The sequence below is a fragment of the Flavobacterium cupreum genome, assembly GCF_003996965.1.
Lineage (GTDB): Bacteria > Bacteroidota > Bacteroidia > Flavobacteriales > Flavobacteriaceae > Flavobacterium > Flavobacterium cupreum.
In genome coordinates this window covers 20,761-46,734 of record NZ_QWDM01000014.1, presented here as the reverse complement: position 1 = coordinate 46,734, position 25,974 = coordinate 20,761, and the positions used below count along the sequence as shown (strand labels likewise).

Sequence of the window (25,974 nt, the reverse complement as noted above, 5' to 3'; positions counted from 1 at the left end):
AAAATTCCAAAAACATATGAGTTATTATAAAATTGAAAATTTAGAACAATATTTTAAACATTACAATAAGTCAATAAGGGAACCAAGGAAATTTTGGGGGAAAATAGCAGAAGAAAATTTTACCTGGTACCAACAATGGGAAAAAGTTGTAGATTTCAATATGGCTGATGCTGAAGTAAAATGGTTTACAGAAGCAAAAGTAAATATTACCAAAAATTGCATCGACAGACATTTAAGCAAAAGAGGAGAAAAAACGGCAATCATTTTTGAACCAAACGATCCTTCTGAAACTGCTTTGCATATAACATATAATGAACTTTACGAACGAGTGTCAAGAATGGCCAACGTTTTGCGTGAGCAGGGAGTTCGTAAGGGAGACCGGGTTTGTATTTATTTACCAATGATTCCGGAATTGGCAGTTGCTGTATTGGCCTGTGCCAGAATCGGGGCCATTCACTCTGTGATTTTTGCAGGATTTTCAGCATCTGCTGTATCGGCAAGAATTAACGATTGCGAGTGTAAAATGGTAATTACGTCAGATGGTGGTTACAGAGGAAACAAAACCATTGACCTAAAGGGAATTGTAGACGAAGCATTGGATACTTGTCCGTCTGTTTCTAAAGTTTTGGTCGTTAAAAGAACTCAGACTGAAGTTAAAATGAAAGACGGTCGTGACATGTGGTTGCAACCTTTATTAGATGCTGCTATAGATAATAGTGTTGCTGAAATTATGGATGCTGAAGATCCTTTGTTTATCCTGTATACTTCAGGATCAACAGGAAAACCGAAAGGAATGGTACATACCACTGCCGGATATATGGTTTATACAGCTTATACTTTTAAAAATGTTTTTAGTCACGAAGAAAATGACATTTTCTGGTGTACGGCAGACATTGGCTGGATTACAGGCCACTCTTATATTTTATACGGACCATTATTAAACGGGGGAACAACCGTAATTTTTGAAGGTGTTCCGTCTTATCCGGATTTTAGCCGTTTTTGGGAGATTATTGAAAAACATAAAATCACACAATTTTATACTGCACCAACGGCAATCCGTTCCTTAGCAAAAGAAAGTCTGGATTATATTCAGAAATATCCTTTGAAATCACTTAAAGTTATTGGATCTGTTGGAGAACCAATCAACGAAGAAGCATGGCACTGGTTCAATGACCATGTCGGAGATAAAAGATGTCCTGTTGTAGATACATGGTGGCAGACAGAAACCGGTGGAATCATGATTTCGCCAATTGCATTTGTCACGCCAACAAAACCAACCTATGCCACTTTACCATTGCCTGGAATTCAGCCTGTTTTAATGGATGAAAAACGCAATGAAATTGAAGGAAATCAAGTGGTTGGAAGTTTATGTATTAAATTTCCATGGCCGGGAATTGCCAGAACAATCTGGGGAGATCACGAACGCTATAAAGACACTTATTTTTCTGCTTTCCCTGGTAAATATTTTACCGGTGACGGTGCTTTGAGAGATGAAGTAGGCTACTACAGAATTACAGGAAGGGTTGATGATGTTGTGATTGTTTCAGGACACAATCTGGGAACTGCTCCTATCGAAGATGCGATTAACGAACATCCTGCCGTTGCAGAATCTGCAATTGTTGGTTTTCCACATGACATCAAAGGAAATGCACTGTATGGTTATGTAATTCTAAAAGAAACAGGAGAAGTAAGAAACAAAGAAAATTTATCAAAAGAAATCAATCAGTATATTTCAGATCATATCGGACCGATTGCAAAATTGGATAAAATTCAATTCGTTTCCGGATTACCTAAAACACGTTCAGGAAAAATTATGCGTAGAATTTTACGTAAAATAGCAGAAGGCGATTTTTCTAATTTTGGTGACACTTCGACTTTGCTGAACCCGGAAGTTGTGGAAGAAATAACGAAAGACAGGATTGCTTAAAAAGTAATTTAAACTTATAAAAATAAAAATGCCTCTTAGTTTTAAGAGGCATTTTTTATATAATTAGCTTCCAAAACTGAAAACCCTGTCAGACTGAGCGAAGTCGAAGTCTGTCATGCAGAATCATTTTGCAGTGACTTCGACTTCGCTTAGTTGAACATTGTGTTATTTTATTTAATTCCCAAACGGGATTTTAATTTCAGGAATAATAAAGAAATCCGGTAAGCATCTTCAGAAGATGAATTCCGGTCACTCCTTGGAATTTTATAAATATCGCATAAATCATCGAGTGAAAACTGTTTGTCATTGATATCCATTAATTTTCTGTACATCATGTCAACGTCCAAAGCTTCATTTTTCAATCTTCCGCAGTCCAGGCGTTCTAAGGCACTATTGATCATTTCGACGTCAAAATTAATGTGATGGCCCACTAAAACGGAATTGCCCAAAAAGTTGATAAATGCCTCAATGGCTTTAGGTTCTTCCATTTTTATCATTTTGCTCTCAATAATAAATTCATTTGAAAGCCCATTGTCCTCCAGGAATTTATACTGCAGCAAAACAGATTCAAAGCTATCCTTGATAATAACACTGTCATCAACTACAGAAAAAGCACCTAAAGATAAAATCACATCCTTATTCGGATTCAAACCGGAAGTTTCTGTAGACAGCACTACAAATCTATTGGGTTTTGTTTCGAATTTGGTCAGGTAATCCTTCCAGAAATCAGGATGTTCCTTATTGATATTTTTAATCCAGTCAAGCATATTTTAGGAAAATTGTGTAAGTTGGAATTTGTTCTTAATTAATTCTTCAAGGTCTTTCATTGGTGTCAAAGCATTTTTCATTTTCTCTTTATCATTTTTTGACATTTCTCTCAGATTGATAAATTGCCCGGAATCATCATTTTTTAATCCTTCGACAGTTCTGAATTTTGATAATATTAAAAAAGCTTCTGCACAACTTAGGTAGATCTCTGCATTTTTAGAATCAGTAATTGCTAACTGTTTGAATCTTAAGTAAGTATTTTGTATGCCTTTAATATTTGAATTCAAAATCAGTAAACGTGCACCATCAATCAGAGGCATCAAAGCGCGGGTTTTAATGTCAAATTTTCCTTTATGAGGACCATCTTCTTCCACAAGGAATTTTTTGAAAAAACTAAGGGGAGAATTTTTCTTTAAGGCGTCATTGCCCAGAAAATCAAAGAATAAAGTGTTATTCACAGCATTTTTAAAAATAACATTCTCTATGGCTTCTTCTATTTTCGGCTCTCCAAAAACAATCTCATAATCAAAGAAAATACTACTTAAATCATTGCTGTTTTCACCTGGAGTATTCATCCAGCTGTTATATTGTTTTGTCCAGTCAGTCAATGATTTACACCATAACATATTGCTTCCCATATGGCCGTTTGGGCAAAGTTCATAACCCACTTTTTCTAAGATTGCCGTAGTTCTTTTGGCTAATCGTAAAAAGTAATCTTTCACATCCCTGTATTTTTCCGGAGTGACATCTTCAAATATTAAGATGCTGTCCTGATCTGTTAGTAAAAGCTGTTCTTTACGTCCCTGACTACCAATACTTAACCACGCAAATCGGGCAGGAGGTGAGCCCAAGTCTAAAATGGACAACTCTACTGAACGTTTTATAATGGCCAGATTTATTTCACTCGCAATATTACTGACATGTGAAATTGGAATATTTTTCTGGATCGAATTCTGAATTAAATCAGACAAACGATCACGAATTTGTTTTAAATCTTTTGGAATTTGCGAACGTTTGATTTCTTTGATCAAAACTCCCGGATTACTGGCTTGGGCAACAATTAAATCGTGCTCGGATATAATTCCTTTCACGGCAGATTTACTGGTACCGTCCTTAGTAACACATAAGTGCGTTACATTATATTTCAGCATTAGTAATTGTGCCTCGGCCAAAGAAACATTTTCCAATACTGTTACAACGGGCGATGACATGATTTTATCAATGGTTTCCGTAATAGGATAGCGGCCTGTAGCAATTTTTGATGATAAATCTGCATCTGTTACAATACCAATCGGATGATTTTTTTCGCAAACAACAATGTTATCTACCATTGCTTCAGTCATTAAAATAGCAACATCTTTTACAATATGATGTGCTTCTGTTTTTAGTGGCGAATTATTGTAAGTAAGAGATTGGATATACTGCATTTCTGATTGCTGATCAACGTAAAAAGAAGTATCAGAAATCAGTTTTCCGTTAGAGCTTACGCTGTCCTTGGTATGTCTTGAGTTTGTTGCAAAACTTTCCAGTAAAAAGTTTAAAACATCAGAATTATTAGCCACAAAAGGTCTGAAAACAGCGATAGGTATTGCATACACAATACTTTCTTCACGCGCCTTGGCGGTCATCATGTAGTTATTTTTAGCAAAAAACGGACGCAAGCCAAAAATATCACCTTCGTGACATTTGTTTATAATCGTTTCTTCAGCATCAGCAATTGTCGTCAGATTTATAACGCCTGAAGCGACCACATAAAAACTATCATGCAGGATGTCGTTATTTTGAAATAATACTGCGTGTTTTTCTAAATTGATCACACGAATATTAGTTGCAATATCAGACAGTTCCTGAAAAGTCAGATTTTTAAATGGCTGATATTCTTTTAAAAAATCCGCGATATGCTCGGCAATTGTATTCATAGATTTTGATAATTTTTTTAAAGTATCGAATGTAAAAATAATAAAATAAACTCTTACAATGAAAGCATCTGTGCGATTTTAAGTAAAACTAGGAATATGGTATCTGAGAAGCATATTTTTCTTTTTTTATTATTTCAAATCACTGATAATGAAGTATTGCATAATTTTTCTGATTCTTTTATTTCTGAGAAGCAATAAGTAACTACTTTAACGAAGTTTTTAAATATTCTATTTTACATAATATAAATTATAGTTCATCTTTGTGCTCTAGTTATTAACTAAAAACCGATAAATATGGCTTTAAAACGAAGTTCTTTAGAAAATTATGTTTTGCTTATGCTCTATGTTGATTCAATGAGTTTTACAAAATTTAAACCAAAAACATTTTTAAAAAAAATTCGTCCTTTCTGTAAAACTGAGCATTTGGGTTTTAAAATACTTCATATACGTATTAGAGGTTCGAATTTAGGTATTTCAATTGATATACAAAAAGATTGTTTTGTAGTTCGTCAAAATCATGCTTTACATGAGTTTATTTTTTATTGTGACTCTTGTAAGGTTTTACTTAAAAAACTTCTTAAACATAATCTTTTAATACCTTAATTATGACGGAAATTCAAAAATTATTCTCTAAAAAAGATGCCTTACTTGTTCAACTTGCTTGTATTCAAAATGATATAAATGATTATATAACTCATCCTGTTGAGACTGTATCTATTCAGCAAATTCATTATCAGTATGAATTTATCATTAAGGAAATTCGTCGCATTGATACAAAGATTTATGATTTATTTAATAAACAGTCTTTGTCTTTGGCTTTAAAGAATAGAGATTTAAAAAAACTTACTGACATAGCTACTTCTACATTTTTATTTACTGTAAAAGATTTACCGAAACTTCATTTTTTAATGTTTAATAATTCTGATTTATGATTACAGTTTTGTGTGCTTTGGAAAAATCTGTTTATCATCAAATACCTGGTATTGATGTTTATGACAAAAATAAAGATGCTTATACCTATGATGGCTGTGGCCTCGTAATTGCTCACCCACCTTGCCAGCAATGGAGTAAATTAAAACATTTTGCTGCTTATAATAAACTTGAAAAGGAATTGGCTTTTTTTTGCTTGGAAAAAATTCAAAAAAATGGTGGAATATTGGAGCATCCTCATGGTTCATCTTTTTTTAAAGAAGCTGGTATTAAACCTACTATTATAGTAGATCAAAGTTGGTGGGGTTTTCCTGCTCAAAAAAGAACTTCTTTATATTTTAATGAATGTATTCCTTTAGAATTACCTAAAATATTCTTTCCTCCTACTAAAACTGTTCAAAGAATTGATAAGTCTCATAGGTCGATAACTGTTTTACCCTTTGCGACCTGGTTAATTAATTCTGTGCAAAATAAAATATCGTTGCCGTAGGGTATAACGGCAACCAACTCGCTCAAAAAAGATTTTTCTTCTTTTTTGAGTGAGTTGGACTCAAACTAAATCTTAAACCAAAAACATGATTACATACAAAGAACGACACCAAACCAAGACTAAATTTAAAATCAACAAATTAAAAACTACTCTTATAAATATTGACTATTTAATTATTAATCTCGAGGGTCAACCTTTTGGAGAGTTCCCCGAAAACTCAAAATTCAGATTAAAACCATACGATTACGGAACTAAAATTTTTGAAATTCGTTCCGATCTTTATTATGAAGATTTAAAAATTGGCATTTATACTGCAAAACCTCGTAGCGCAATCATCAGTGATAACTTGGCTCAATTACAGATAGAAAACAATCTTTTTTACACTTTAACAAACGATACTTTAAAATGTATCATAAATACTTTTTGCGATGAAACACAATACATTTTTAAGTCAGTTAATAGATTGGATATATGCCTTGATAAGTCTGATATCAACAATTCTTACCGTAATTTATATAGTAATATTGTTGGAGGTCACTACCTTATTTCAGGCCGTCCCAAAAATATGCAGTCGTATTTTGAGACTTATAAAGGAAAGTCGATTCTTAACGGCTTTCAGATTGGGAAAAGAACTTCCGATAAAATAATTCGATGCTATAATAAAACGCTGTCATTGCAATTAACTGAAAAGCCATATATAAATCAGTATTACTCTAACAATGGTTTGAAAAATGATAATGTTTGGCGTTTTGAATATCAGTTAAATTCAGCGTTTTTTAGGGGTTTAAACGAGCATTCAAACGCTGATATAAATGTTAGTCAATCAATGACTTGGGGTATTTTTGATAAAGCAAATCTTTATGAATTGTTGAAAATAGCGAACAAAGGTTTTTTTGAATTACGTGAGAATACAGGTAAATCAGAGGTCAATAAAGAAAAGCTTATTACTTTGTTTGATTTTGATTATTTGCAGTCTCAAATATCAAAATTCAATCCTATAATCAAGCGTCTTAAGAAAGTAACTCTTTCCAGTACTACAATTAAAAAGCGTCTTGCGAAGTCTTTATTTAGAGAATATTACGCAAACAATCAGGATATATCTTATATCGTTGCTCTAAATCTTTTGCTTGAAGATATGGATATGACTACCGAAAATCCGCTTTTGATTTGGTTTCAAAATAAGTTACATTTTTATCTGCATGAGTTTAGAACAAAGGAAAAAATAGTAAATGATTTTGATTCTGAATTATTCCATGAACATCAACTGTTATTTTTATAAGCCATGAAAACACAAAATACAAGTCAAAAAGTTTCCAAAACAGAATTAATGCATTTGCTTGGTGTAAGCTATCCAACTGCATTAAAAGAGTATCAAATTATATTAGATAGTTTACAGTTAAAAAGAAATTATTTAATGATTTCCGATTTAATTACATATAAAATACTCTCTTAAAGTGTAAAAAAATATAAAGAATTATAAAGAAATGTAAAGAATTGTAAAACGTCAAATATTAGTTGTAATAACCTTTGTGAAAGAATTTAAACAAATAAAATTTATAACAAATGAAAATTGCAACTATTACAGGCGTTACAAAAACGCAGGAATTAACCGTAACAAAGTCAATTGGTTCTATTATTATTTCAAGTGGTTTGGCCTTGGGTCAATTAACTACTGAAAAAATAACTATCTACATTGAACGTGGAAACGGTTCTAATGTCATTTTAGCAAATAAGGTTTTGCTTAAAGATTTCATTTTAGCTAGTACCTATGGAACTGAGGCTACTCAATCAGATTCAAATAACGGTTTTATTGCTTTGTGTGAAATTGCGGACGAAGGTTCTGTTTATTTAGCTGAAAAGGAGAGTATTAAAATTGTTCTTGAAGACCTTGACGAAGATATGCGTTACGATTTGCATGGTATTGAAGAACCTGTCTCAACTAACAATTTATATTTTTTCGAGCAAAAAACTGTTGCTTCTGAGGAGTTCAACAAAAAAATTGATGTTCAGGGCTTTGATTTGGCTATTATGACGGTAGATGCTACTGTAAGTGATTTGTCTTATCAGTACTCAAATGGTCAGGTTGTAAAATATCTTCCATTTGAATTGCAAACTTTAAGTAGAGACATTGACCCTATTCAGGCTTTATCTCAGAACGGAACTGTTGTTCAGGGTTTAATTGATAGATTGACTTTGCCTTTGGTTGGTGTTGTTGGTCTTGAAATTAATAAATCTCAGGGTTATGTTATTAATTTCGTCGTTAGGGCGTTAAAAACTGTATAATTATGGGTTTTTTTAAAAAAATTGGAACTGCAATAAAGAAAAATGTTTCTTTCAAAAACTTGGTAAAAGTTGCTACTACTGCCGTAGGTTTTGTTCCGGGCTTTGGTGGTATTGCTCAGCAAGCTATTGAAAAAGTTACGGACGCTGTTGAAGCTAATAAACAGGAAAAAAGAGCTTTAGCGGAGGGTAAAGTTGATGAGGCTAATGCTTGGGCTATCAAGGCTCAACAGTTAAAGCAACAGTTGGCTGATGCTTCAGGTGCTGTCGCTGGTGCTGGTGCTAATATTTTCGGTAAAGCTATTGTTACAGGTGTTAACGATGGTTTAAGTTCTGGTATCATCCAAAATAGCGGTCAAATCGGTGCTACTGTAGTAAGTTCTACTATTAAGGTTTGGTTTGAGAGAAATTGGAAAATTGTTGTTGGTGCTGTTGCTGGTCTTATTGCTTTGATATGGTTTCTAAGACGTGGCAATAATCATTCAGGTCAGAGAGTTGCTAAAAGACGATAATCCAAGGAATTACAATCGAATCTATCTTTTAGTATTCTTGGTAGATTCGGCTGTAATTATATTAAAAAAAATGGCTGAAATAATATTAATAATTAAAAACATTATAAACTAATGGCACAAAATAAAAAAAGTTATAATTCAAACAATCAGAATAATAACAATAACAATAATAATCAGGCTCCTAAACATTCAGGTGCTAAGGCTACTACTTATACACCTGTTTCTGGTCCTAATAAAGGTATTGAACAGCATTTAACAACTGGTTGGAGATTATCCAAAGGTGAATTAATTGCCATAAAATGTGTGACTACTTCTAAGTCTAATCTTTCAGAAAAGGGCTGGTTTGGTTCTGTCGCATGTACTTTTACAAATACTAAGAGTGGTGTTACTTCATTTCATTGGGGTACAATGCAAAAAAACGGTGGCAAGGTCGTAATTGATAGCATGGCATTTGTAATCAATCCACGTGCTAAAAACGGCGGTTATGCTGGTACTTTTTTACGTTCTAACTAATTAAAAATTACAAAATATGAAAAGTTTGAAAACAATTTTATCGGTAATTGGTATTATCGTTAAGTATGGAGCAGTAGTTACTGCTATTTTAAAAGGGATTCAGGTTGTATCTGATGAATTGGAAAAACTTGATTTAGGAAAAGAGGATGTTAAAGCTTCTGCCCGACCTTTGCACGTTCAAACTGAAACTTTAATTTCAGAGGAACATGAGTAGTTTTTTAGGTCGAAAAGATTTGACCAGAGGTATACGAAATAACAATCCGGGTAACTTGGTTATAACTACTATCGCTTGGCAGGGTAAAATCCCAAACAGTCAGAATACTGATAAACATTTTGAGCAGTTTACAGAAATAAAATTTGGTATCCGTGCCATGTTGCGAGATTTGACAAATGATATTGATAAGGGTAAAAACACGGTTAGAAAGCTTATAACTGAATATGCGCCTCCATTTGAAAATGATACTCAAAAGTATATCCAGTTAATTGCAAAGGCTGTTGGTTTAGACCCTGACCAAACAATCAAAATCGTAGATGCAAAGTTTTATTTAGTGATTGCACGTGCAATTATTAAACATGAATGTAGTCCAGATCATAATTTAATTAACGATTCAGATATACAGGACGCAATTGACATTATTGGGGATTACAATCTTTCAAGTGTTACAGTAACATCTAAAAAGAATTTCAAATTTAATTATTTGATTATTCCTGTATTGCTTTTTTTTTATACTGTTTACAGCGTTACAGTCTAAACAAACGTACAAAACGATAAAAATTATTAATTCAAAATTTAAACAAAATGTTACATAAAATCAAACTTTTTTACGCAAACAATAAAACTATTGCAAATGTTGTCTTAGTTGCTTTAGGTGGATTCTTAGCTTATAAATTATTTAAGAAAAAATAATTATGGCTCAAAGAGAAATAAATAATAGAACAAAGAGCCAAGCCAATACAGTTTGGCTCTTTGACTTTCTGCAAAAATACTGGCTTTTGCTTGTTGGTATTATAGTGTGTTATCCGTTATTAAAAAAGTGGTACGATAAATTTGCTCAGGATGCTGAGGAAAAGGCTTTGGAAGATTCTGAAAAGGATTTAAAAATTGCAGTTTCTAACCCAATTACGAAAGAAATTGAATTAAATAAAATTACACCTCGTAAAGAAGTTCATGATATTGCAGAGTCTTTGGCTGTATGGTTAGGAACAAATAAGCAAACAAAAAATTCTCCTTGGTATACCTGGTTAACTGAGCCTATGTCTAATTTCGAAAATGAAAAAGAGACAATTAATGAGTTGTTAAAAGTTAAACAACCAACTACAGTTCCTTTAGTTATTGCTGCTTATTATGTTATTACAAGACGCGATTTGAAGGCTGATTTAAAAAAATATTTATCAACTTCGGAATTAAAAACAGTTCCGTTATTTAATTAAAAGATATGGCTTTTATACAATATATTGACGATAGCTATGCTGTCAAAGTCAAAGAAATCCCTTACTATGATGAACAGGGTTATCTTGTAAAAGATATTGAAACACCGTTTTTCATATTATCGTTATATATCGATAATAAGCGTGTAAATGGTGTGTCGTTGCTTAATTATGATAGTGTTTCTATGTTGTCGGTTATCAATGATATGGGTAATGTTGATTTAAACGTTATTCCTGAAAATCATTTTGCTACTGCTTATACTGAAATATTTTTATCTGTTTCTTCTGCTGGTCTTATTTCTGGAATACAAATTTCAAACTTTAGTGATTTCCAGACTAAACCTTTAAGATATTTAAAGGAGTATAAACTCCCTCAATTTAGGTTAGACGGTCGTTGGATGCAAGGTTCTGGCTATGCTGTTGATGATAGGGTTTATTCAATGCTTAAACTTGGTACTATTCAGGGAGATAATAAGTTTTATACTGCTTTGCATTCTACTTATAGGAATCACGTCGATATTGATAACCTTTATTTTCAAGGTCAACCTCCTGGTAATGTTATTAATGGTTATGCAGGAACTTATACTTTTCCTGTTCAGAATAACGGTAATATTGTTCAGTTTGGTGATTATTATGTAAAAGTGACTACTCAAAAATCATCTTATCCGTATGGTTTAAGTATTTTTATATTTAGCGATATTAGAACCAATGAATTTTGGCTTTATGTTAATTATATAGACGCTTCTACAAGTGTAATAACTAAAGGTGAATTTGATATTGACACGTTTGTTTGTGTAAATGGTGGTTTTAAAATTAAAAATATCTTGCAGGATGTAGAGGTTCAAATCACAAATATTTATGGCTAATACTACTCCAACGCCTTACAGTTGTACTGCTTTTAATAAAGACAAAAACATTCAGCCTATTAAAATAGAGTTTTGCAAGTCTATATTTTATTTGCATAATTGGTTGTTAAAAGATATCGGATTTGATTATCACTATATCAATATTTATAACCGAAAAACAGGTAAATATATTTCTCGCCAATATTGTAATGATTTTGTAATAGATAAACCTTTGTATTGAATTACAAAGGTTTTTTTTTTAAGGTATAATTATTTATTCTTTTATAACAATTGACAAAGTGAAATTAAAATTATTGGCACTATATTTGAAAAACTTTAATAACTATAAACCCACAAAAATAAATCTTATGAAAAAAATTACTTTATTATTGCTTTTGACTTTTTCTTTGTCTTATTCTCAGACTACTGTAGAGGAATATAATTATGTTACTAAGGGTTATGCTGAGACAATTTCTAAGGGTTTGGATTTAAAAAAAGGTTATTCTTTAACTGAGGTTTATCACTATACTGATTCCAATTATGATTTTCTTTTTCAGTCTCTAACCAATGATAGAACTAAAAAAACATCTTGTATAATGGTTATTGCTCATTCTTTAGGATGGGGTAATAGATATTATTTGTGTATTCCTATTGGTGATTCTCAATTAGAAGAAAAATATAAATATCAGTTGAATCTCTGGGATGCTCCTATTCTTTCCGCTTATTCTCTTGCTTTGTCGCAAATATTGACTTATTCTTTAATGTCTGCTGAATAAAATTTATTAAAAATTCTAATAAATAAACCCCAATAAAACGGGGTTTTTTTATGTTCCAAATATTTTTTTTGTACTTATTAACAATTTATTTATAATTATTGGACGGTTTATTTTGCTAATTATAAATTATAGTTCATGTTATATAGATTTTGAAGCTATTAAATTTTTGGGTTTCAACGCTTTGTTATTCCTTTCTATCATAGAACTTTCATTTTGTAATTGTATACACTTTACCCGAATTATACAAGTAATTTTAAATTAAATTTTTAAACAAAAAAAAGAGTAATGATGGAACATTACTCTAAGCATTCTTGTTACTATTGTTCGCAAGAATTACAGTGATGACATTCGACTATCTCGATTGGTATAGTAAAGACACGACCTTGCGGTGCTATTTCTTTTCTACCGTTTCTAAAACGCGCCTTTCGAAAAATCCATTTGAAACAAATGCCATCTTTCAGTTTGTAAAAAATACTCATTAAATGATGTTTCTCTATTTGAAGAGAGTCATTCTTCTTGAAATGGGTACTAACATCAACCAAAGTTTTTTTACAAGAATGCGATTGCAATAGTACAATTAAAAAATTACTTTAAAGTATTCTTTTCAATATCGCTTAATTATTCTAGGTAAAAATCTTATATTTGACATTTATGATAAATACTAATATGCTAGAAAAGAAAATACATCAAGGTCGAAATATAAAGCGTTTCCGTGAAATGCTGGGTATAAAACAAGAAGCCCTGGCCTATGAATTGGGTGATGACTGGAATCAAAAGAAAATTTCTCTTTTGGAGCAGAAAGAATTGATTGAAAATGATATTTTAGACCAGGTTGCTAAAATTCTTAAAGTGCCTGTTAAGGCTATCGAGAATTTTGACGAAGATTCTGCAATTAATTTCATAGCAAATACTTTCCACGATAGTGCTGTTGCGAGTACTTTTACAGATTCTGCGCAGGCAAACTTCAATTGTACCTTCAATCCTTTAGATAAAATGGTCGAGCTTTACGAGCGTATGCTTGAACAGCAAAAGGAAATGATAGACAGATTGGAGAAATTGATTCGGGAGAAATAGTCTTAAGGTTGGTAGCTTTTCTACTCGGATAACTTCGTCAGAATCGCTTCTTTTGGAATCAGATCAGATCCGCCTCTTTTGCTCAACTGTATAACGCCGTCATTGACAAGTAAAACCGCAGTGGCTGAAGCTCCGTCTTTTGTCTTTATTGTAATCTGTGCTTTATCTCCAAGAACATAAACGTATCCGGTAATTTCCATAATTCCGGAATTTAGTTTTTCGTCTTTGCTGGTCACTTCAGCGGTTCCGTAAATTTTATTGTTGGACTGTGCTATATTCAAATTTAAAATATATTCCTTACTACAGCTTTTACAATTTTCATTACTCCAGGTTCCGTTAAACTGATTGGTTTGGGAATATGCTGAAAAAGAAATAAATAATATAAACAGGATAATTTTTCTCATTGGAAGGAAAACTTTAGAATAATTGGATTTCAAATATAAAAGAAAAAAGCATCACTTTCGTGATGCTTTCTCGTGTTTCAAAAGAAATATTACTTGATTTTTTTCAGGTAAACTGATTTTCCGTTTAGCGAAACATTGATTTCATTATTTTTTTCAGAGAAAGTTGTTCTTAGAGCATTTCCTTTAAATATTTGAACATCTCCCCAAACTTTTCCGGTTTCATCTGAAACGTATTCAAATAATAATTTTTTATTATCTGGTTCGATTCCTAATTTATAGCTTGAAAATTTTGAAGTCGTCAAATTAAATTCCTGTTGTGTATCGATGATTTTACCATCAGCATAAAAATTGGTAACGGACTTGTTTAGGGTAATGTCCGGATAATATTTATTTACCATTTCAAGTAATGCATATTGGTCAGCATTTGCATCTTCAATTTTTGTTGTAATAGATTGTGCAAATGAAATTGTTGTAAAAGTCAGAGCTAATAATAAGGCGAATTTTTTCATAAATTTAAATTTTAAGGTTTAAAGTTTCAAAACATTTTTGAAAACTTACATAATAACCATTTTTTATATTAAAAGTGATTATTATCTATAACAAGGTACTAAATATTTATCTTTGCACGAAATAAAAAGCAAAGTTTTAAGAAAATGACAACAAAAAGATACATCAAACTTATTCTTATTTTAGGTTCTTTAACAGCACTTGGTCCTTTTTCGATCGATATGTATTTGCCTGGTTTTTCAGGTATTGCAAAAGACCTTCATACGACTGTAGCTAAAGTTTCAATGAGTTTATCAAGTTATTTTATTGGAATTTCTGCCGGACAGCTTCTTTACGGACCTTTACTAGATCGTTTTGGACGCAAAAAACCATTGTTTATAGGTTTGATGATTTATATACTTGCTTCATTGGGGTGCGTTTATGTGAGCGATATTGATTCCTTTATCTTTTTACGTTTTATTCAGGCTGTCGGAAGCTGTGCTGCTACAGTAGCTTCTGTAGCGATGGTCAGGGATTTATTTCCGGTGAAAGACATTCCGAAAGTATTTTCTTTATTGATGCTTGTCCTTGGTCTTTCGCCAATGCTAGCGCCTACAATTGGCGGTTATGTAACAGAAGATTACGGATGGCACATTGTCTTTTTGATACTGATGTTTATGGGAATTGCTGTTTTAATTGCTTCGCAAATTGGTTTACCGAACAGTTACAAGCCGGATCCTTCAATTTCTTTAAAACCGAAACCAATCATTTCTAACTTTCTCAAGGTGCTTAAGGAACCGCAGTTTTATACCTACGCTTTTACGGGTTCAATTGCTTTTTCCGGCTTATTTACTTATGTAGCGGCCTCCCCTATAATTTTTATGGATATCTACCATGTCGATGCTAAAACGTACGGCTGGATTTTCGCCTTTATGTCGGTAAGTTTTATTGGTTCAAGTCAGTTGAATTCACTTTTGCTGAAGAAGTTTTCGAGTGAACAAATGATTTTTGCAGCTTTAATTCTGCAATCTGTCGTTAGTATTGTTTTTCTTATTCTTTCCCTCAATGGTCTGCTAAGACTATATGAAACTATAATAATGCTTTTTTTATTCCTGGGCTGTTTGGGAATTTCAAATCCAAATACTGCCGGGCTTACTATGGCTCCTTTTGCTAAAAATGCAGGAAGTGCCTCCGCTTTAATGGGCGCTATCCAGTTAGGATTGGGCGCTTTGGCTTCGTTTGCTGTGGGAGTTTTTGTAAAAGATTCCGTAGCGCCAATGGTTTTGATTATGACAACAACTACGATTATTGCTTTTGTTGTTTTAAATGTCGGTAAACGTTTTATTAAGGATAAAATAGAAGTCTCTGAAAATGATGATGTTTTGGCTGGACATTAAAAGTTAAATTCCAATTTTTAAAAAATTGCTTCGCCTGTTCGCTGGCGCTCGAGTCCAAATTCCAACTCTGGTGACTTGTAATTTTAAATATATCTTTGATTGAAATAACAAATGTTAACGGAAAAAGCCAGAATTATTAAATTCTGGCTTTTATGCATTCAATTTCCATAACACGTTTGGATTTTGGAATTTTAAAAAATTGAAAATTTATTTTTCTAACTTCTTTTATCCGGTCTGATAATCATTCTAAGCGACTGATCACTTGCAAAATAGGCGACCATCCAGTTATAAAAAGTGTTAATTCTGTTTCGATACGTTATTAACGAAATCAGGTGGATAAACAACCAGATAATCCAGGCAAAAAATCCTTTGAAATGCCATTTTGGACTTGGTAAATCTACCACTGCTTTGTTTTTTCCTATAATCGCCATTGAACCTTTGTCATTGTAAACAAAAGGTTTAAGAGGCTTATTTTTAATAACTGCTTTAAAGTTTTTAGCTAAGTTAAGTCCCTGCTGAATGGCAACTTGTGCTACCTGCGGATGTCCGTCAGGAAATTTTGCATCTCCGGCTAAAATTGCGGTATCACCAATGGCATAAATATTTTCGAGACCGTTTACTTTATTAAACTGATCCGTTGCCATACGACGGCCACGGCCATAACTTTCTTTTGGAATTCCGTCGAAAATCTTAGCTGAAACTCCTGCAGCCCAAATTAAGTTTTTGGTTTTGATGGTTTCGCCATTTTCGAAATGTACGGTATCATCAATATAATCGGTAACACGGCTGTGTAATTTCACCACAACACCCAATTTGGTAAGTGCCTCTAAAGTATCTTTTTGGGAAGCTTCGCTCATTGGAGCCAATAAAGCATCTCCTCCATCGACCAAATAAACATTACTTGCCGATGTTTCCAGTTCGGGGTATTCCTTCAGCAGAATATTTTTTCGCATTTCGGCAAACATTCCCGAAACTTCCACTCCGGTAGGTCCCCCACCGGCCACAACAATCGTTAATAATTTACGGCGTTTACGAATATCTTTGGTGATTGCTGCCTTTTCAAGGTTTTTAAGCAGTGTATTTCGCATTTCGATGGCATCATTTAAGGTTTTCATCGGAATAGCGTTTTTCATTACGTTTTCCATTCCAAAATAACTTGTTTCGGCACCTGTGGCAAAAACAAGATGATCATAGGTAAGCTCTCCGTTGTTCAGCACTATTTTATTTTCTGCAGGAACTACAGAAACCAATTCGCCAAGACGAAATTGAAGGTTCTTCTTACCTGCAAAAAATTTCCTGAACGGATAACTGATACTTGAAGGTTCTAAAAAAGCGGTGGCGACCTGATATATAAGTGGTGGAAAAAAATTATAATTGTTCTTGTCTACAAGCGTTACTTGTATCTGAGGCTGATCAACAAGTTCTTTCGCGAGATTCAAACCTGCAAAACCACCTCCAATAATGACTATTTTCATATATATTGTTTTACGAATAAGATTATTTTCTTTTAAATCACCTTAAAAGTACAACATAATTTAACAGTTACAAAGTCATTGGAAGTTACTTTTTGAATTTTTTAACAGGTTTTTCCACTATATCGATTTTGTTTTGCAAAACGTAATTGGCTAACAATTTCTCGATCAGTTCGTCTTTTGTTAAATGGTGAAAAACGGTTTTTACCTTTGTTTTTAAATCGGCAGAAATCTCTTGGTTGGGCTTTGTTTTAAAAATCTGTTTCGCCCACAATAGTGTATTATTTTCTTCTAAACTTACTACGGAAGGTTTCTGAAACTTAGTGAATTTAATCCCTAATTCTTTTTCAAATTCCGGAATTTCAATTGTTTCTTCCTCTTGCAGCACTGTTAAGGACAGTCCCTTTGCTCCTGCTCTTGCTGTTCTTCCGCTGCGGTGTACATAATTTTCATACGTATCCGGCAAATGGTAATTCACAACATACGAAATTTCTTTTACGTCTATTCCTCTGGCAGCCAAATCTGTAGCAACAAGAATATTAATGTGTCCTTCACGAAATTGCTCCATGATTCTGTCACGAATTCCCTGTGATAAACTACCGTGCAACGCTCCTGAAGAAAAACGGTTTATGGCAAGATTTTTAGCCAGTTTATTGACTGCGGCTTTGGTTTTACAGAAGATAATACCTCGCTCGCCTTCCTTAGAGTTTAGGAAATGCATTAAAACATCCAGTTTTTCAATCGGATCCACAACAATATATTCGTGATCGATTCCTTGGTTTCCAACTGTTTCCATATTCGCACTCACCTGAACTACATTTTTGTCTAAGTAATTCTGAATCAATTGTTTGATAGTTCCCGGCAAAGTAGCGGAGAATAATAAAGTGCGGTGTTTTTTAGGAAGTTCAGCGACGATCTCATCCAGGCTTTCTTTTAGGATAGAAACCATTTCATCGGCTTCGTCTAAAACCAAATATTCAGTTTGTTTTAAATCGATGGCTTTACGCTGAATCAAATCAATTAAACGTCCCGGAGTCGCAACCACAATATGAGTGGGCTGTGTAAGGCGTTCTATTTGCGGTTTTATTGGAATACCGCCACAAGTGGAAGCAATGGAGATATTTGGAATATGTTTTCCGAAATCTTCTAAATTTCTAAAAATCTGCTGTCCAAGTTCTCTGGTAGGAACCAGAATAATGGCCTGCACAATTGGTAATTCTGTATTGATTAATTGCAGTAAAGGCAATCCGAAAGCTGCTGTTTTACCGGTTCCTGTTTTGGCTAAACCTACTACGTCATGAGTCTCAGCTAAAAGAAGCGGAATTGTTTTTTGTTGAATTTCTGTTGGTTCAACAATGTTTAATTCGCTTAACGCTTTTAAAATGGGTGCTGAAATTCCTAATGCTGAGAATGGTTTAGACATTTTTTGTTTTTGTTATTATTTTTTTTTGTTTCAGGTTTGATGTTTCAAGTCAGATGTAGCTTCCAATAACCTGAAACATGAAACCTGAAACTTTTTTACTCTTTCTGGGATCAATCCGGCTCGTTCATGATTTTCTCACGGTATTTTTTACCGATTAGCAGAACCATTTTTAATTTATAATCGTCGACAAGCCATTCGCGGTAATTTTTACTGCACTGGCTCAGGCACTTTGCATAACGCTTGATGCGGCATTCGATATCATCATCCAGTTCTTTACCAAGAGATTTAGCTTCTTGTAACGTTTCAGTATTATCCACACACATTGCGGCATGTTGCTCTAATGATTTGTCTAATACCACTTTAGAACGTAAATTTTGTTTAATAATAAGTTTGTGTTCTTCATCCACATCAAAAGTAACGTCGGCAGTTTTACTGAATTTGGCACGTAATTCCGGTGGCATGCTGTATTTGAAGTACAATTCGATTTCAGTATCATCACGAAGATTTTCTAAATAAAATTCCGGTGATTTAAAAATGTGCTGCCAGTTAACCGGCTCGCTCCACAATCCAAAACGTGCGGCATTATTTCCTAAATCAATCACTGTAAACTCATCTTTACCAGGTAATTTACGAGATCCGCGACCAATCATCTGATAGTATAAAGTTAATGATTTCGTCGCTCTGTTTAAGATAATAGTCTCCACAGTAGGTTCATCAAAACCAGTGGTTAAGATTCCAACCGAAGTTAAAATCGCATCGGGAGTTTTCTTGAACCATTGCAAAATATCCTTACGTTCTTCGGCACTGCTGGTGTTATCCAGGTGTCTGATATCGTAACCGGCTTCCCTGAAGGTTTCATATACATATAAAGATGTATGGATACCATTGTTGAAAATCAGTGTTTTTTTACCTAATGAACGTTCTGTATAAGCATGCAGCAGTTTTTCCTGCATGATGGTATTCGTATATAAATCGTCTGATGATTTTACGGTATAATCCCCGTTAATACCTACTTTCAGTGAGGTTAGGCCCACATCATAACTGTAGGTTGTAGCACGCGCCAAAAATCCTTTGTCAATTAAGGAACTAATTGTATCTCCTACAATAAGTTCATCATAACTTTGGTGCATTGGTAATTTTATATTCGAACTCAAAGGTGTTGCTGTTACTCCAAGAATAAAGGCATTTTTGAATGAGTTTAATAATTTACGGAATGAATTGTAATGCGCCTCATCAATAATAACCAAACCGATATTATCCAGATGTAATTTTTCATCATTGATACGGTTTTTTAAAGTTTCAACCATGGCCACAAAACAAGAGAACTCGTTCTGATCCGGTAATTCTTTTACCTTACTATTGATTATTTTATTAGAAACACCAAAACCTTTCAGCATTTTTGAAGTTTGCTTACAAAGTTCGATGCGGTGCGTCAATACCACTACTTTTTTGTCATTATTAGCTAAATAACGACGAACGATTTCGGAAAAAATAACTGTTTTTCCTCCACCGGTTGGTAGTTGATATAATAAATGATGTTGAGCTGGAGCATTGTCTAAACGATCAAAAATGGCGTCAATGTCGCCTTTTTGGTATGCATAAAGTTCTTTTTTCTCTTCTCTTTCTATTTCTAAAGTGTTTTGAGACATTGTAAATTTTTGGATTTTTGCAAAAGTACACCTAAAAAACAGTTATTCGTCTTATTTTAACCTAAAATAAATGATTCTTTTTAATAAGATTTTTTAAGGGAAGTGTTTTAATTAGGTGATTTTGTCTAAAATTGTTTCAAAATCATACCTGTTTTTCCATTTTTGTTGAATTGTTTGTTGTTCAACAGCCAGTATTCTTTCCTTAAATTCATTTAAAATTCCGTTTGAAATGGTAAAATTTACGACCTGTTCAAAAGAATTAAGCATGCTTTTGTAGAACAATTCCTGCTTTATGAAGTTTTGAGACGAGAAGGTCTGGGCAATTTCGAGGTTAAACAACATGACGTCGGCAATGACAAATGGATCGACTCCAAGTGAAATAAAATGTTTGATATATTTTTGAGCCACAGAGCGGCGCATTTTTGCTTTCGGACGCCATTTTGAACCGGGCTTTTTAATGGGGAAATACTCATGTGATATCTTCACCTTGCATTCCTGCAAAAGTTTATCTTCTTTCGGGTTAAAGGCAAAATCATAATAGACTTTTACCGGACTAAATTTTTCGTACAATTCGATAATTTGTTCCTCGAGCTGTTCTTTATTTAATTGGGCTAAATATTTTTTTAAATCGCGCTTACTCATTATCAAAGTTTAAGATTACAAAAGTAAATTACTTTTGGCATTCATACTCAAAATGCCGTCGATAATACTTAATTTTGCGGCTATAAACTCAAAAAATAAATACATGCTCAAGATTTTTAAAGTTACAGCAATTTTAGAAGGAATCTCATACTTAGTTTTATTTGCTAATATGCTTATTATTAAAACCAACAATCCGGAACTTTATCATACTTTATTGCGTCCGTTAGGAATGACGCACGGCGTATTGTTTATTGGGTATATTGTACTGGCTTTTTTACTGAAAAAATCTCAAAACTGGGATTTAAAAACTTTTGGAATCATTTTAATCGCTTCCCTTATTCCGTTTGGAACTTTTTACATCGAGAAAAAATACTTAGAGACTAATGCATAAGTTTTTGGATAAAATATTTAACTTTTTGTATCCGGTTTTCAGGGATTGGGGCATGAGCCGTAATTTTGCATCTTATTTCAGCCTGATTTTCAATATTGCCATTTTAATCGCCCTGGCGTATATTATTTATTATGCCGCCAAATTTCTGCTGGTGACGTTGACGGCTGTTTTTGCACAACGTACCAAAACAAAATTTGATGATTACCTGATTCAGAATAAAACCACCCGATATACGGCTTATTTAATTCCGTTTTTCTTTATTTACAAAGCGGTTCCGGTGATTTTGGACAAATATGAATACTGGGAACTGATTTTTGGAAAAATAGTAGGTGTTTATATTGTTTTGCTTGGATTATGGATTGTCCGTACGATTTTTAATTCTTTGCGCGATTATTTAAAACAGAAACCGGAATACAGCGACAAACCTATCGACAGTTTCGTTCAGGTTATCATGATTATCCTTTGGATATTTGGTGTTGCCATTATTATATCCAAATTATTCGGTATCAAGCAAGGCGAACTGTTAACTATTTTAGGAACGCTTTCAGCTATTATAATTTTAATTTTCAGGGATACTATTCTTGGATTTGTATCCAGCGTACAGGTGGCCATAAATGATATGGTCCGAATTGGCGACTGGATTACGATGGATAAATTTGGCGCGGACGGAGATGTCATCGAAATTAACCTCACGACAGTAAAAGTCCGAAATTTTGACAATACGATTACCACGATTCCAACCTATGCTTTGAGTTCCGATTCTTTCCAGAACTGGCGCGGTATGCAAAAATCGGATGGGCGTCGTATTAAGAGGCACATTTTGATAAAAAGCAGCAGCATTCGTTTTTTAAATAACGAAGATCTGAATCTGATGAAAAAAGTGCAGCTTATCAGTTCCTATATAGAAAGCAGGCAGGCTGAAATTGAAAAATACAACGATTTGCGGGGAATTGATAAATCACTGGCTCTAAATGGCCGAAATATGACCAATCTGGGCCTGTTTCGAAAATATATCATGCAGTATTTGTTAACGCATCCGGGATTGAATAAGGATATGCATATCATGTGCCGTCAGTTACAATCAACAGAACACGGAGTGCCTTTGGAAATTTATGCTTTTTCAAGTGATAAACGGTGGGCAAACTACGAATACATCATGGCCGATATCTTTGATCATGTAATGGCTTCAGTGATCTATTTTGATCTCGATATATTTGAACTGCCATCGCAAATTGGCCGATTGGATTGATTTTTTTTTATCATATAAATCATTTGAGTTCATTTAAGCTTTGCTTTAAACTGGCTGTGTGGTTTGTTTCTTAGTTTTAATTGACCCATTGGAATATTTTTTTACCATATAAGTAATTTAAGTGCATATAAAATAAAACTTACATGAACTTAAATCCCTTATATGGTTTATTTTTATTTTTCAGTTTTGATTTCTTCGAAGATGAAGGCTGAATTATGGTATTCTATGGGAACGTCCGGAACAAAACACGGAAGATTAAAATAGGTTCCCACCACCCCTTTTCCCAAAAATAATTTACTGTCTTTTTTCAGGAGCGCTAACGGCACTCTTTTCCAGCTTCCTCCGAAAGTCAGGTAATGGTAATCTCCGCGTAAAGTATCGCCTTTTATGTCCCCACGTACCTCTCCGGAGTCCTTCCCTACTCCATAATGCGAGATTTCATATCGGCCAAAAAAACGTTTGTCGTTTATATTGATTTCAAGAATGGCAGTGTCTTTTTGATTCACGGCACGGTATAAAGCCCTTTGGTATTTTTCTTTTCCTTCTTTGGAATTACAGGAAAATATAATAATGAAGAGGATAAACGAAAGTATAGTTGTAAGGACTTTTTGCATTTTTACTTTTGTTGTTTTTTAAAACAATTTACGCTTAAAGAAGCATTAACGTTTACAAACGGTCTTTTACAAATTCAATTTGTGTTTTTCCGTGTGCGAGCGGTTTGCCGCTTTCATCTAAATTGACCATTGTAGCGTTGTCAATTGTAATAATAATTTCACGTGTCATCATGTTTCTCACGGCACATTTGAGTACCAGGGAAGTGTTGCCGAATTTTACCACATCAATTCCGATTTCAACAATGTCTCCCTGTCTGGCGGAACTTTTGAAATTAATCTCTGACATGTATTTGGTCACCACCTTTTGATTCTGCAACTGAATAATACTGTACAATGCCAGTTCTTCATCAATCCAGGACAATAAATGTCCGCCAAATAAAGTTCCGTTTGGATTTAAGTCCTGAGGCTTAACCCACTTTCTGGTATGAAATCGCATATTTTTATTTTATATAAAACAAAAATAGGTTTTTACTATGGGATTTTTTCTTTAATTTTAAAGAAAAAACATGACAGACAGAGACACTTTTTTAAAAGAATTCAGAGGCGAAACTTTAGGAACTGTAAGTGCTCAGTCTTCGGCAGATGAGTTGTTCCAAAATCAGACGATCCGACCGGTTTTAAAACTTCAGAATGACCTCTTTATCGCCGCTTTTATCAACTATGCCAATAAAAACAAAGCCGATTTCTATTCGTATACCGTTGAAAAAAAATTACAAACCATCGAAAATTCAATCCAGAAAGACATTAAATTCAGAAATTCCCTTAAAGGAATGGCAATAGCGCTTTTTACTGTTGAAGAATACAATACCTATATTCAGAATTCATCAAGCCTGAACAAAAGAATGATGAATTTACTGATCGACCGTTTGAAAAGCCAGGTGCAGTTGTTTGAAGTGCAGGCGGGGTAGTTTTTTTGTTTCAGGTTTCAGGTTTCAGGTTTCAAGTTTCAAGTTTAACACTGAGACTGAATACTAAAAAAAAAAGAGGCTTTTCCACTACGGAAAAAGCCTCTTTTTTTTTTTGGAAAAATTACTCTTTAGACAGCATCAGTTCCTTAATGTACTTCACGGGAGCACTTCCGAAACTTAGGAATTTTTCATGAAATTTTTTCAGGTTAAAGTCTTTTCCCTGTTGCTTTTTAAGGTCTTCCCTTAAATTATAGATTTCAGTGTATCCGGTAAAATAGGAACAAAGCTGAACCTGTGATAAGGTAACGCGTCTCCACTTGCCATCAGCTTCAGCCTGCTGCTGGAAGGCTTCTTTAGTCAATAAATCAAGAGCGTCTGCTTTGGACATATTTTTGGTATGAACACTGATATCTAAAATGGTATTGCAGGTAGTTCTTAAATTCCACTTATAATACATCAGCCACATTTCATCTGAATTCTTGTAACCGCTTTCCAGCATCATTTTTTCGGCATAAACCGCCCATCCTTCTACCATTGCGCCATTTCCTAAAATTGATTTTATAATACTTGGCGATTGATTGCTATAGACTAATTGGGTATAATGTCCCGGAATTGCCTCGTGTATGTTTAAGATCTGAAGAATATAATCATTGTATTCACGTAAATAGCTTTCAGAATTCTCTGCTGTCCAGCCCGACATGCTTCCTACGTTATAATAGGTGTTCGCATTTTTGTCATAAGGTCCCGGTGCAGAGATCGATGCTCCTGCTACTCCCGCCATATATGCAGGTTCTTTTCGCACTACAAGTGGTTTTGACGGATCGATGTACAGTAAATCTTTTGCTTTTACATAAGCGGTCAGTTCCGGAATTTGTTTTTCAATTTCAGATTGGAACTTTTCAGGTGTTGTATGCTGCAATGAAATTTTATCAATAACCTGTTTGATTAAATCTAACCTGTCCGCTGGTTTTGGCGCACTTCCTTTGTATTTATTCCAAAGTTTATCTGCCAGTACGAACATCTTGTCGTGCAGGTCTTTTTTATGGTCAACTGCTATTTTATAGATCTGATCTACATTGTAACCCGACTGAATGTCCAAATCGAATTTCTCAGCATACAATTCCGTTCCCAATCTAAAAGAACGCGGTGTTTTGTTCGGTAATTTTTTCAGCCAGTCTACATAATCTGCAATTGCTTTAACGGAAACTTTGGCTTTGTCCAATATTTCTTTTTTCTCGGCAGCAGTCAGTTTGCTTTTATCCAGAGCAGCGTTCAGTTCACCTTCAAAAACAGACGATCCGCCTAAATTTTGTGCTATGGCAAGTTCCGTGTGCTCCAGGGTTGGGTTTTTGATATTCTTTTTTGCAGCTTCATAGTAGGCAGGAATTCCGTTCATCTTCGTATTAAAAGCTTTCAAACGAATCTCCAGGGTATCATAGCTTCCGTTCAGTATTTCCGCAAAAGAACCACAGACATTATATTCAGAAGGATTCCATTGGGAAGATTTCATTTTTTTTGTACTGAAAATAATAGCATCCATTTGATTCTTGATCATGTAGAAATCCGTTTTATTCTTATCGGATAAATCGTCAATGTCATATTGTTTCAAGGAATCTAATTGCGCAGCAACAAAATCCAGTTGCTTTTTTTCGTCTTTACTATCCGGAATGACCAAAACACTATCCAGTTTATGGTAGCCTACGCTCGATGCCCAGCCTGGGTATACTTCCCATAATGCGCTGACAAAACCATCTTTATAGTGATCGAATTTTTTATCTACAGAAGTATCGGCAGTACTATTTGCACTTTTATTACAGGAAACCAGTAATGTTACAGCGCAAAGTGGAATAAGCAGTTTTTTCATAATTTATTATTTG

General features: G+C 33.8%; 31 protein-coding genes. 20 read left to right on the top strand and 11 right to left on the bottom strand.

The window, feature by feature from the left end:
* Nucleotides 1-16 precede the first annotated feature (16 nt).
* Nucleotides 17-1,927 carry an acetate--CoA ligase gene (acs, locus tag D0817_RS19060; protein ID WP_127339956.1) on the top strand — a complete coding sequence of 637 codons (1,911 nt, stop codon included), beginning with the start codon at nucleotides 17-19 and terminating at the stop codon, nucleotides 1,925-1,927.
* 170 nt (nucleotides 1,928-2,097) lie between these two features.
* Here acs and D0817_RS19055 read toward each other — a convergent pair whose 3' ends face one another.
* Together D0817_RS19055 and D0817_RS19050 are read right to left on the bottom strand one after the other, a co-directional pair.
* On the bottom strand, nucleotides 2,098-2,694 hold the full coding sequence (locus D0817_RS19055) for a 3'-5' exonuclease (protein WP_127339955.1): 597 nt from the start codon (nucleotides 2,692-2,694) through the stop codon (nucleotides 2,098-2,100).
* Nucleotides 2,695-2,697: 3 nt separating this feature from the next.
* Nucleotides 2,698-4,614, bottom strand: a complete 1,917-nt coding sequence (locus D0817_RS19050; protein WP_127339954.1) for a DUF294 nucleotidyltransferase-like domain-containing protein — start codon at nucleotides 4,612-4,614, stop codon at nucleotides 2,698-2,700.
* A gap of 294 nt (nucleotides 4,615-4,908) precedes the next feature.
* Between D0817_RS19050 and D0817_RS19045 the strand changes: the two genes are divergently transcribed.
* The 15 genes from D0817_RS19045 (at nucleotide 4,909) to D0817_RS18980 (ending at nucleotide 13,462) form a co-directional block, all read left to right on the top strand.
* A complete protein-coding gene (locus D0817_RS19045; protein ID WP_127339953.1) occupies nucleotides 4,909-5,217 on the top strand; it encodes a hypothetical protein in 309 nt (102 codons plus the stop codon).
* A 2-nt stretch (nucleotides 5,218-5,219) separates the two neighbouring features.
* Nucleotides 5,220-5,546, top strand: a complete 327-nt coding sequence (locus D0817_RS19040) for a hypothetical protein (protein ID WP_127339952.1) — start codon at nucleotides 5,220-5,222, stop codon at nucleotides 5,544-5,546.
* Entirely contained in the window at nucleotides 5,543-6,034 is a 492-nt protein-coding gene (locus D0817_RS19035; protein ID WP_127339951.1) for a hypothetical protein, read from the top strand. The genes D0817_RS19040 and D0817_RS19035 overlap by 4 nt, the downstream gene beginning before the upstream one ends.
* Before the next feature lie 85 nt (nucleotides 6,035-6,119).
* A complete protein-coding gene (locus tag D0817_RS19030) occupies nucleotides 6,120-7,313 on the top strand; it encodes a hypothetical protein (protein WP_127339950.1) in 1,194 nt (397 codons plus the stop codon).
* Nucleotides 7,314-7,316: 3 nt separating this feature from the next.
* Entirely contained in the window at nucleotides 7,317-7,487 is a 171-nt protein-coding gene (locus D0817_RS25705; RefSeq protein ID WP_158286334.1) for a hypothetical protein, read from the top strand.
* Nucleotides 7,488-7,597: 110 nt separating this feature from the next.
* Nucleotides 7,598-8,317 carry a hypothetical protein gene (locus D0817_RS19025; RefSeq protein ID WP_127339949.1) on the top strand — a complete coding sequence of 240 codons (720 nt, stop codon included), beginning with the start codon at nucleotides 7,598-7,600 and terminating at the stop codon, nucleotides 8,315-8,317.
* A 2-nt stretch (nucleotides 8,318-8,319) separates the two neighbouring features.
* Complete coding sequence (locus D0817_RS19020) at nucleotides 8,320-8,826, top strand: hypothetical protein (protein ID WP_127339948.1); 507 nt, start codon at nucleotides 8,320-8,322, stop codon at nucleotides 8,824-8,826.
* Nucleotides 8,827-8,937: 111 nt separating this feature from the next.
* Nucleotides 8,938-9,339 (top strand): hypothetical protein, encoded by a 402-nt coding sequence (locus D0817_RS19015; protein WP_127339947.1) that lies wholly within the window; start codon nucleotides 8,938-8,940, stop codon nucleotides 9,337-9,339.
* Nucleotides 9,340-9,355: 16 nt separating this feature from the next.
* The gene (locus tag D0817_RS19010) at nucleotides 9,356-9,553 is read left to right on the top strand and encodes a hypothetical protein (RefSeq protein WP_127339946.1); all 198 of its coding nucleotides are present in this window, start codon (nucleotides 9,356-9,358) and stop codon (nucleotides 9,551-9,553) included.
* Entirely contained in the window at nucleotides 9,546-10,091 is a 546-nt protein-coding gene (locus D0817_RS19005) for a hypothetical protein (protein ID WP_127339945.1), read from the top strand. Before D0817_RS19010 ends, D0817_RS19005 begins: the two co-directional genes overlap by 8 nt.
* A gap of 157 nt (nucleotides 10,092-10,248) precedes the next feature.
* The gene (locus D0817_RS19000) at nucleotides 10,249-10,770 is read left to right on the top strand and encodes a hypothetical protein (RefSeq protein WP_127339944.1); all 522 of its coding nucleotides are present in this window, start codon (nucleotides 10,249-10,251) and stop codon (nucleotides 10,768-10,770) included.
* Between the two features lie 5 nt (nucleotides 10,771-10,775).
* A complete protein-coding gene (locus D0817_RS18995) occupies nucleotides 10,776-11,633 on the top strand; it encodes a hypothetical protein (RefSeq protein WP_127339943.1) in 858 nt (285 codons plus the stop codon).
* On the top strand, nucleotides 11,626-11,853 hold the full coding sequence (locus D0817_RS18990) for a hypothetical protein (RefSeq protein WP_127339942.1): 228 nt from the start codon (nucleotides 11,626-11,628) through the stop codon (nucleotides 11,851-11,853). The genes D0817_RS18995 and D0817_RS18990 overlap by 8 nt, the downstream gene beginning before the upstream one ends.
* A gap of 127 nt (nucleotides 11,854-11,980) precedes the next feature.
* Entirely contained in the window at nucleotides 11,981-12,388 is a 408-nt protein-coding gene (locus D0817_RS18985) for a hypothetical protein (protein WP_127339941.1), read from the top strand.
* A 651-nt stretch (nucleotides 12,389-13,039) separates the two neighbouring features.
* Nucleotides 13,040-13,462, top strand: a complete 423-nt coding sequence (locus tag D0817_RS18980; RefSeq protein WP_127339940.1) for a helix-turn-helix domain-containing protein — start codon at nucleotides 13,040-13,042, stop codon at nucleotides 13,460-13,462.
* 20 nt (nucleotides 13,463-13,482) lie between these two features.
* Here the strand turns inward: D0817_RS18980 and D0817_RS18975 are convergent, their stop codons facing one another.
* Both D0817_RS18975 and D0817_RS18970 read right to left on the bottom strand, forming a co-directional pair.
* Nucleotides 13,483-13,866, bottom strand: a complete 384-nt coding sequence (locus D0817_RS18975) for a hypothetical protein (RefSeq protein ID WP_127339939.1) — start codon at nucleotides 13,864-13,866, stop codon at nucleotides 13,483-13,485.
* A gap of 89 nt (nucleotides 13,867-13,955) precedes the next feature.
* Nucleotides 13,956-14,375 (bottom strand): hypothetical protein, encoded by a 420-nt coding sequence (locus D0817_RS18970; RefSeq protein ID WP_127339938.1) that lies wholly within the window; start codon nucleotides 14,373-14,375, stop codon nucleotides 13,956-13,958.
* 144 nt (nucleotides 14,376-14,519) lie between these two features.
* Between D0817_RS18970 and D0817_RS18965 the strand changes: the two genes are divergently transcribed.
* The gene (locus D0817_RS18965) at nucleotides 14,520-15,749 is read left to right on the top strand and encodes a multidrug effflux MFS transporter (protein WP_127339937.1); all 1,230 of its coding nucleotides are present in this window, start codon (nucleotides 14,520-14,522) and stop codon (nucleotides 15,747-15,749) included.
* A 215-nt stretch (nucleotides 15,750-15,964) separates the two neighbouring features.
* On the opposite strand, the gene D0817_RS18960 is transcribed toward D0817_RS18965, so the two are convergent.
* The 4 genes from D0817_RS18960 to D0817_RS18945 all read right to left on the bottom strand — a co-directional run bounded on the left by D0817_RS18960 (nucleotide 15,965) and on the right by D0817_RS18945 (nucleotide 20,935).
* On the bottom strand, nucleotides 15,965-17,224 hold the full coding sequence (locus tag D0817_RS18960) for an NAD(P)/FAD-dependent oxidoreductase (protein ID WP_127339936.1): 1,260 nt from the start codon (nucleotides 17,222-17,224) through the stop codon (nucleotides 15,965-15,967).
* 85 nt (nucleotides 17,225-17,309) lie between these two features.
* On the bottom strand, nucleotides 17,310-18,644 hold the full coding sequence (locus D0817_RS18955) for a DEAD/DEAH box helicase (RefSeq protein ID WP_127339935.1): 1,335 nt from the start codon (nucleotides 18,642-18,644) through the stop codon (nucleotides 17,310-17,312).
* A 110-nt stretch (nucleotides 18,645-18,754) separates the two neighbouring features.
* Nucleotides 18,755-20,293 (bottom strand): DEAD/DEAH box helicase, encoded by a 1,539-nt coding sequence (locus tag D0817_RS18950; RefSeq protein WP_127339934.1) that lies wholly within the window; start codon nucleotides 20,291-20,293, stop codon nucleotides 18,755-18,757.
* A gap of 111 nt (nucleotides 20,294-20,404) precedes the next feature.
* Nucleotides 20,405-20,935 carry a DUF6155 family protein gene (locus D0817_RS18945; protein ID WP_127339933.1) on the bottom strand — a complete coding sequence of 177 codons (531 nt, stop codon included), beginning with the start codon at nucleotides 20,933-20,935 and terminating at the stop codon, nucleotides 20,405-20,407.
* Nucleotides 20,936-21,038: 103 nt separating this feature from the next.
* Here D0817_RS18945 and D0817_RS18940 point away from each other — a divergent pair, with 103 nt between their 5' ends.
* On the top strand, nucleotides 21,039-21,326 hold the full coding sequence (locus tag D0817_RS18940; RefSeq protein ID WP_127339932.1) for a DUF3817 domain-containing protein: 288 nt from the start codon (nucleotides 21,039-21,041) through the stop codon (nucleotides 21,324-21,326).
* The gene (locus D0817_RS18935; RefSeq protein WP_127339931.1) at nucleotides 21,319-22,575 is read left to right on the top strand and encodes a mechanosensitive ion channel family protein; all 1,257 of its coding nucleotides are present in this window, start codon (nucleotides 21,319-21,321) and stop codon (nucleotides 22,573-22,575) included. Before D0817_RS18940 ends, D0817_RS18935 begins: the two co-directional genes overlap by 8 nt.
* 173 nt (nucleotides 22,576-22,748) lie before the next feature.
* Here the strand turns inward: D0817_RS18935 and D0817_RS18930 are convergent, their stop codons facing one another.
* Together D0817_RS18930 and D0817_RS18925 are read right to left on the bottom strand one after the other, a co-directional pair.
* The gene (locus tag D0817_RS18930; RefSeq protein WP_127339930.1) at nucleotides 22,749-23,189 is read right to left on the bottom strand and encodes a hypothetical protein; all 441 of its coding nucleotides are present in this window, start codon (nucleotides 23,187-23,189) and stop codon (nucleotides 22,749-22,751) included.
* A gap of 52 nt (nucleotides 23,190-23,241) precedes the next feature.
* The gene (locus D0817_RS18925; protein ID WP_127339929.1) at nucleotides 23,242-23,625 is read right to left on the bottom strand and encodes an acyl-CoA thioesterase; all 384 of its coding nucleotides are present in this window, start codon (nucleotides 23,623-23,625) and stop codon (nucleotides 23,242-23,244) included.
* Between the two features lie 70 nt (nucleotides 23,626-23,695).
* Here D0817_RS18925 and D0817_RS18920 point away from each other — a divergent pair, with 70 nt between their 5' ends.
* Complete coding sequence (locus tag D0817_RS18920) at nucleotides 23,696-24,097, top strand: glyoxalase (protein ID WP_127339928.1); 402 nt, start codon at nucleotides 23,696-23,698, stop codon at nucleotides 24,095-24,097.
* 121 nt (nucleotides 24,098-24,218) lie between these two features.
* On the opposite strand, the gene D0817_RS18915 is transcribed toward D0817_RS18920, so the two are convergent.
* The gene (locus D0817_RS18915) at nucleotides 24,219-25,961 is read right to left on the bottom strand and encodes a DUF885 domain-containing protein (RefSeq protein ID WP_127339927.1); all 1,743 of its coding nucleotides are present in this window, start codon (nucleotides 25,959-25,961) and stop codon (nucleotides 24,219-24,221) included.
* Nucleotides 25,962-25,974: the final 13 nt, after the last annotated feature.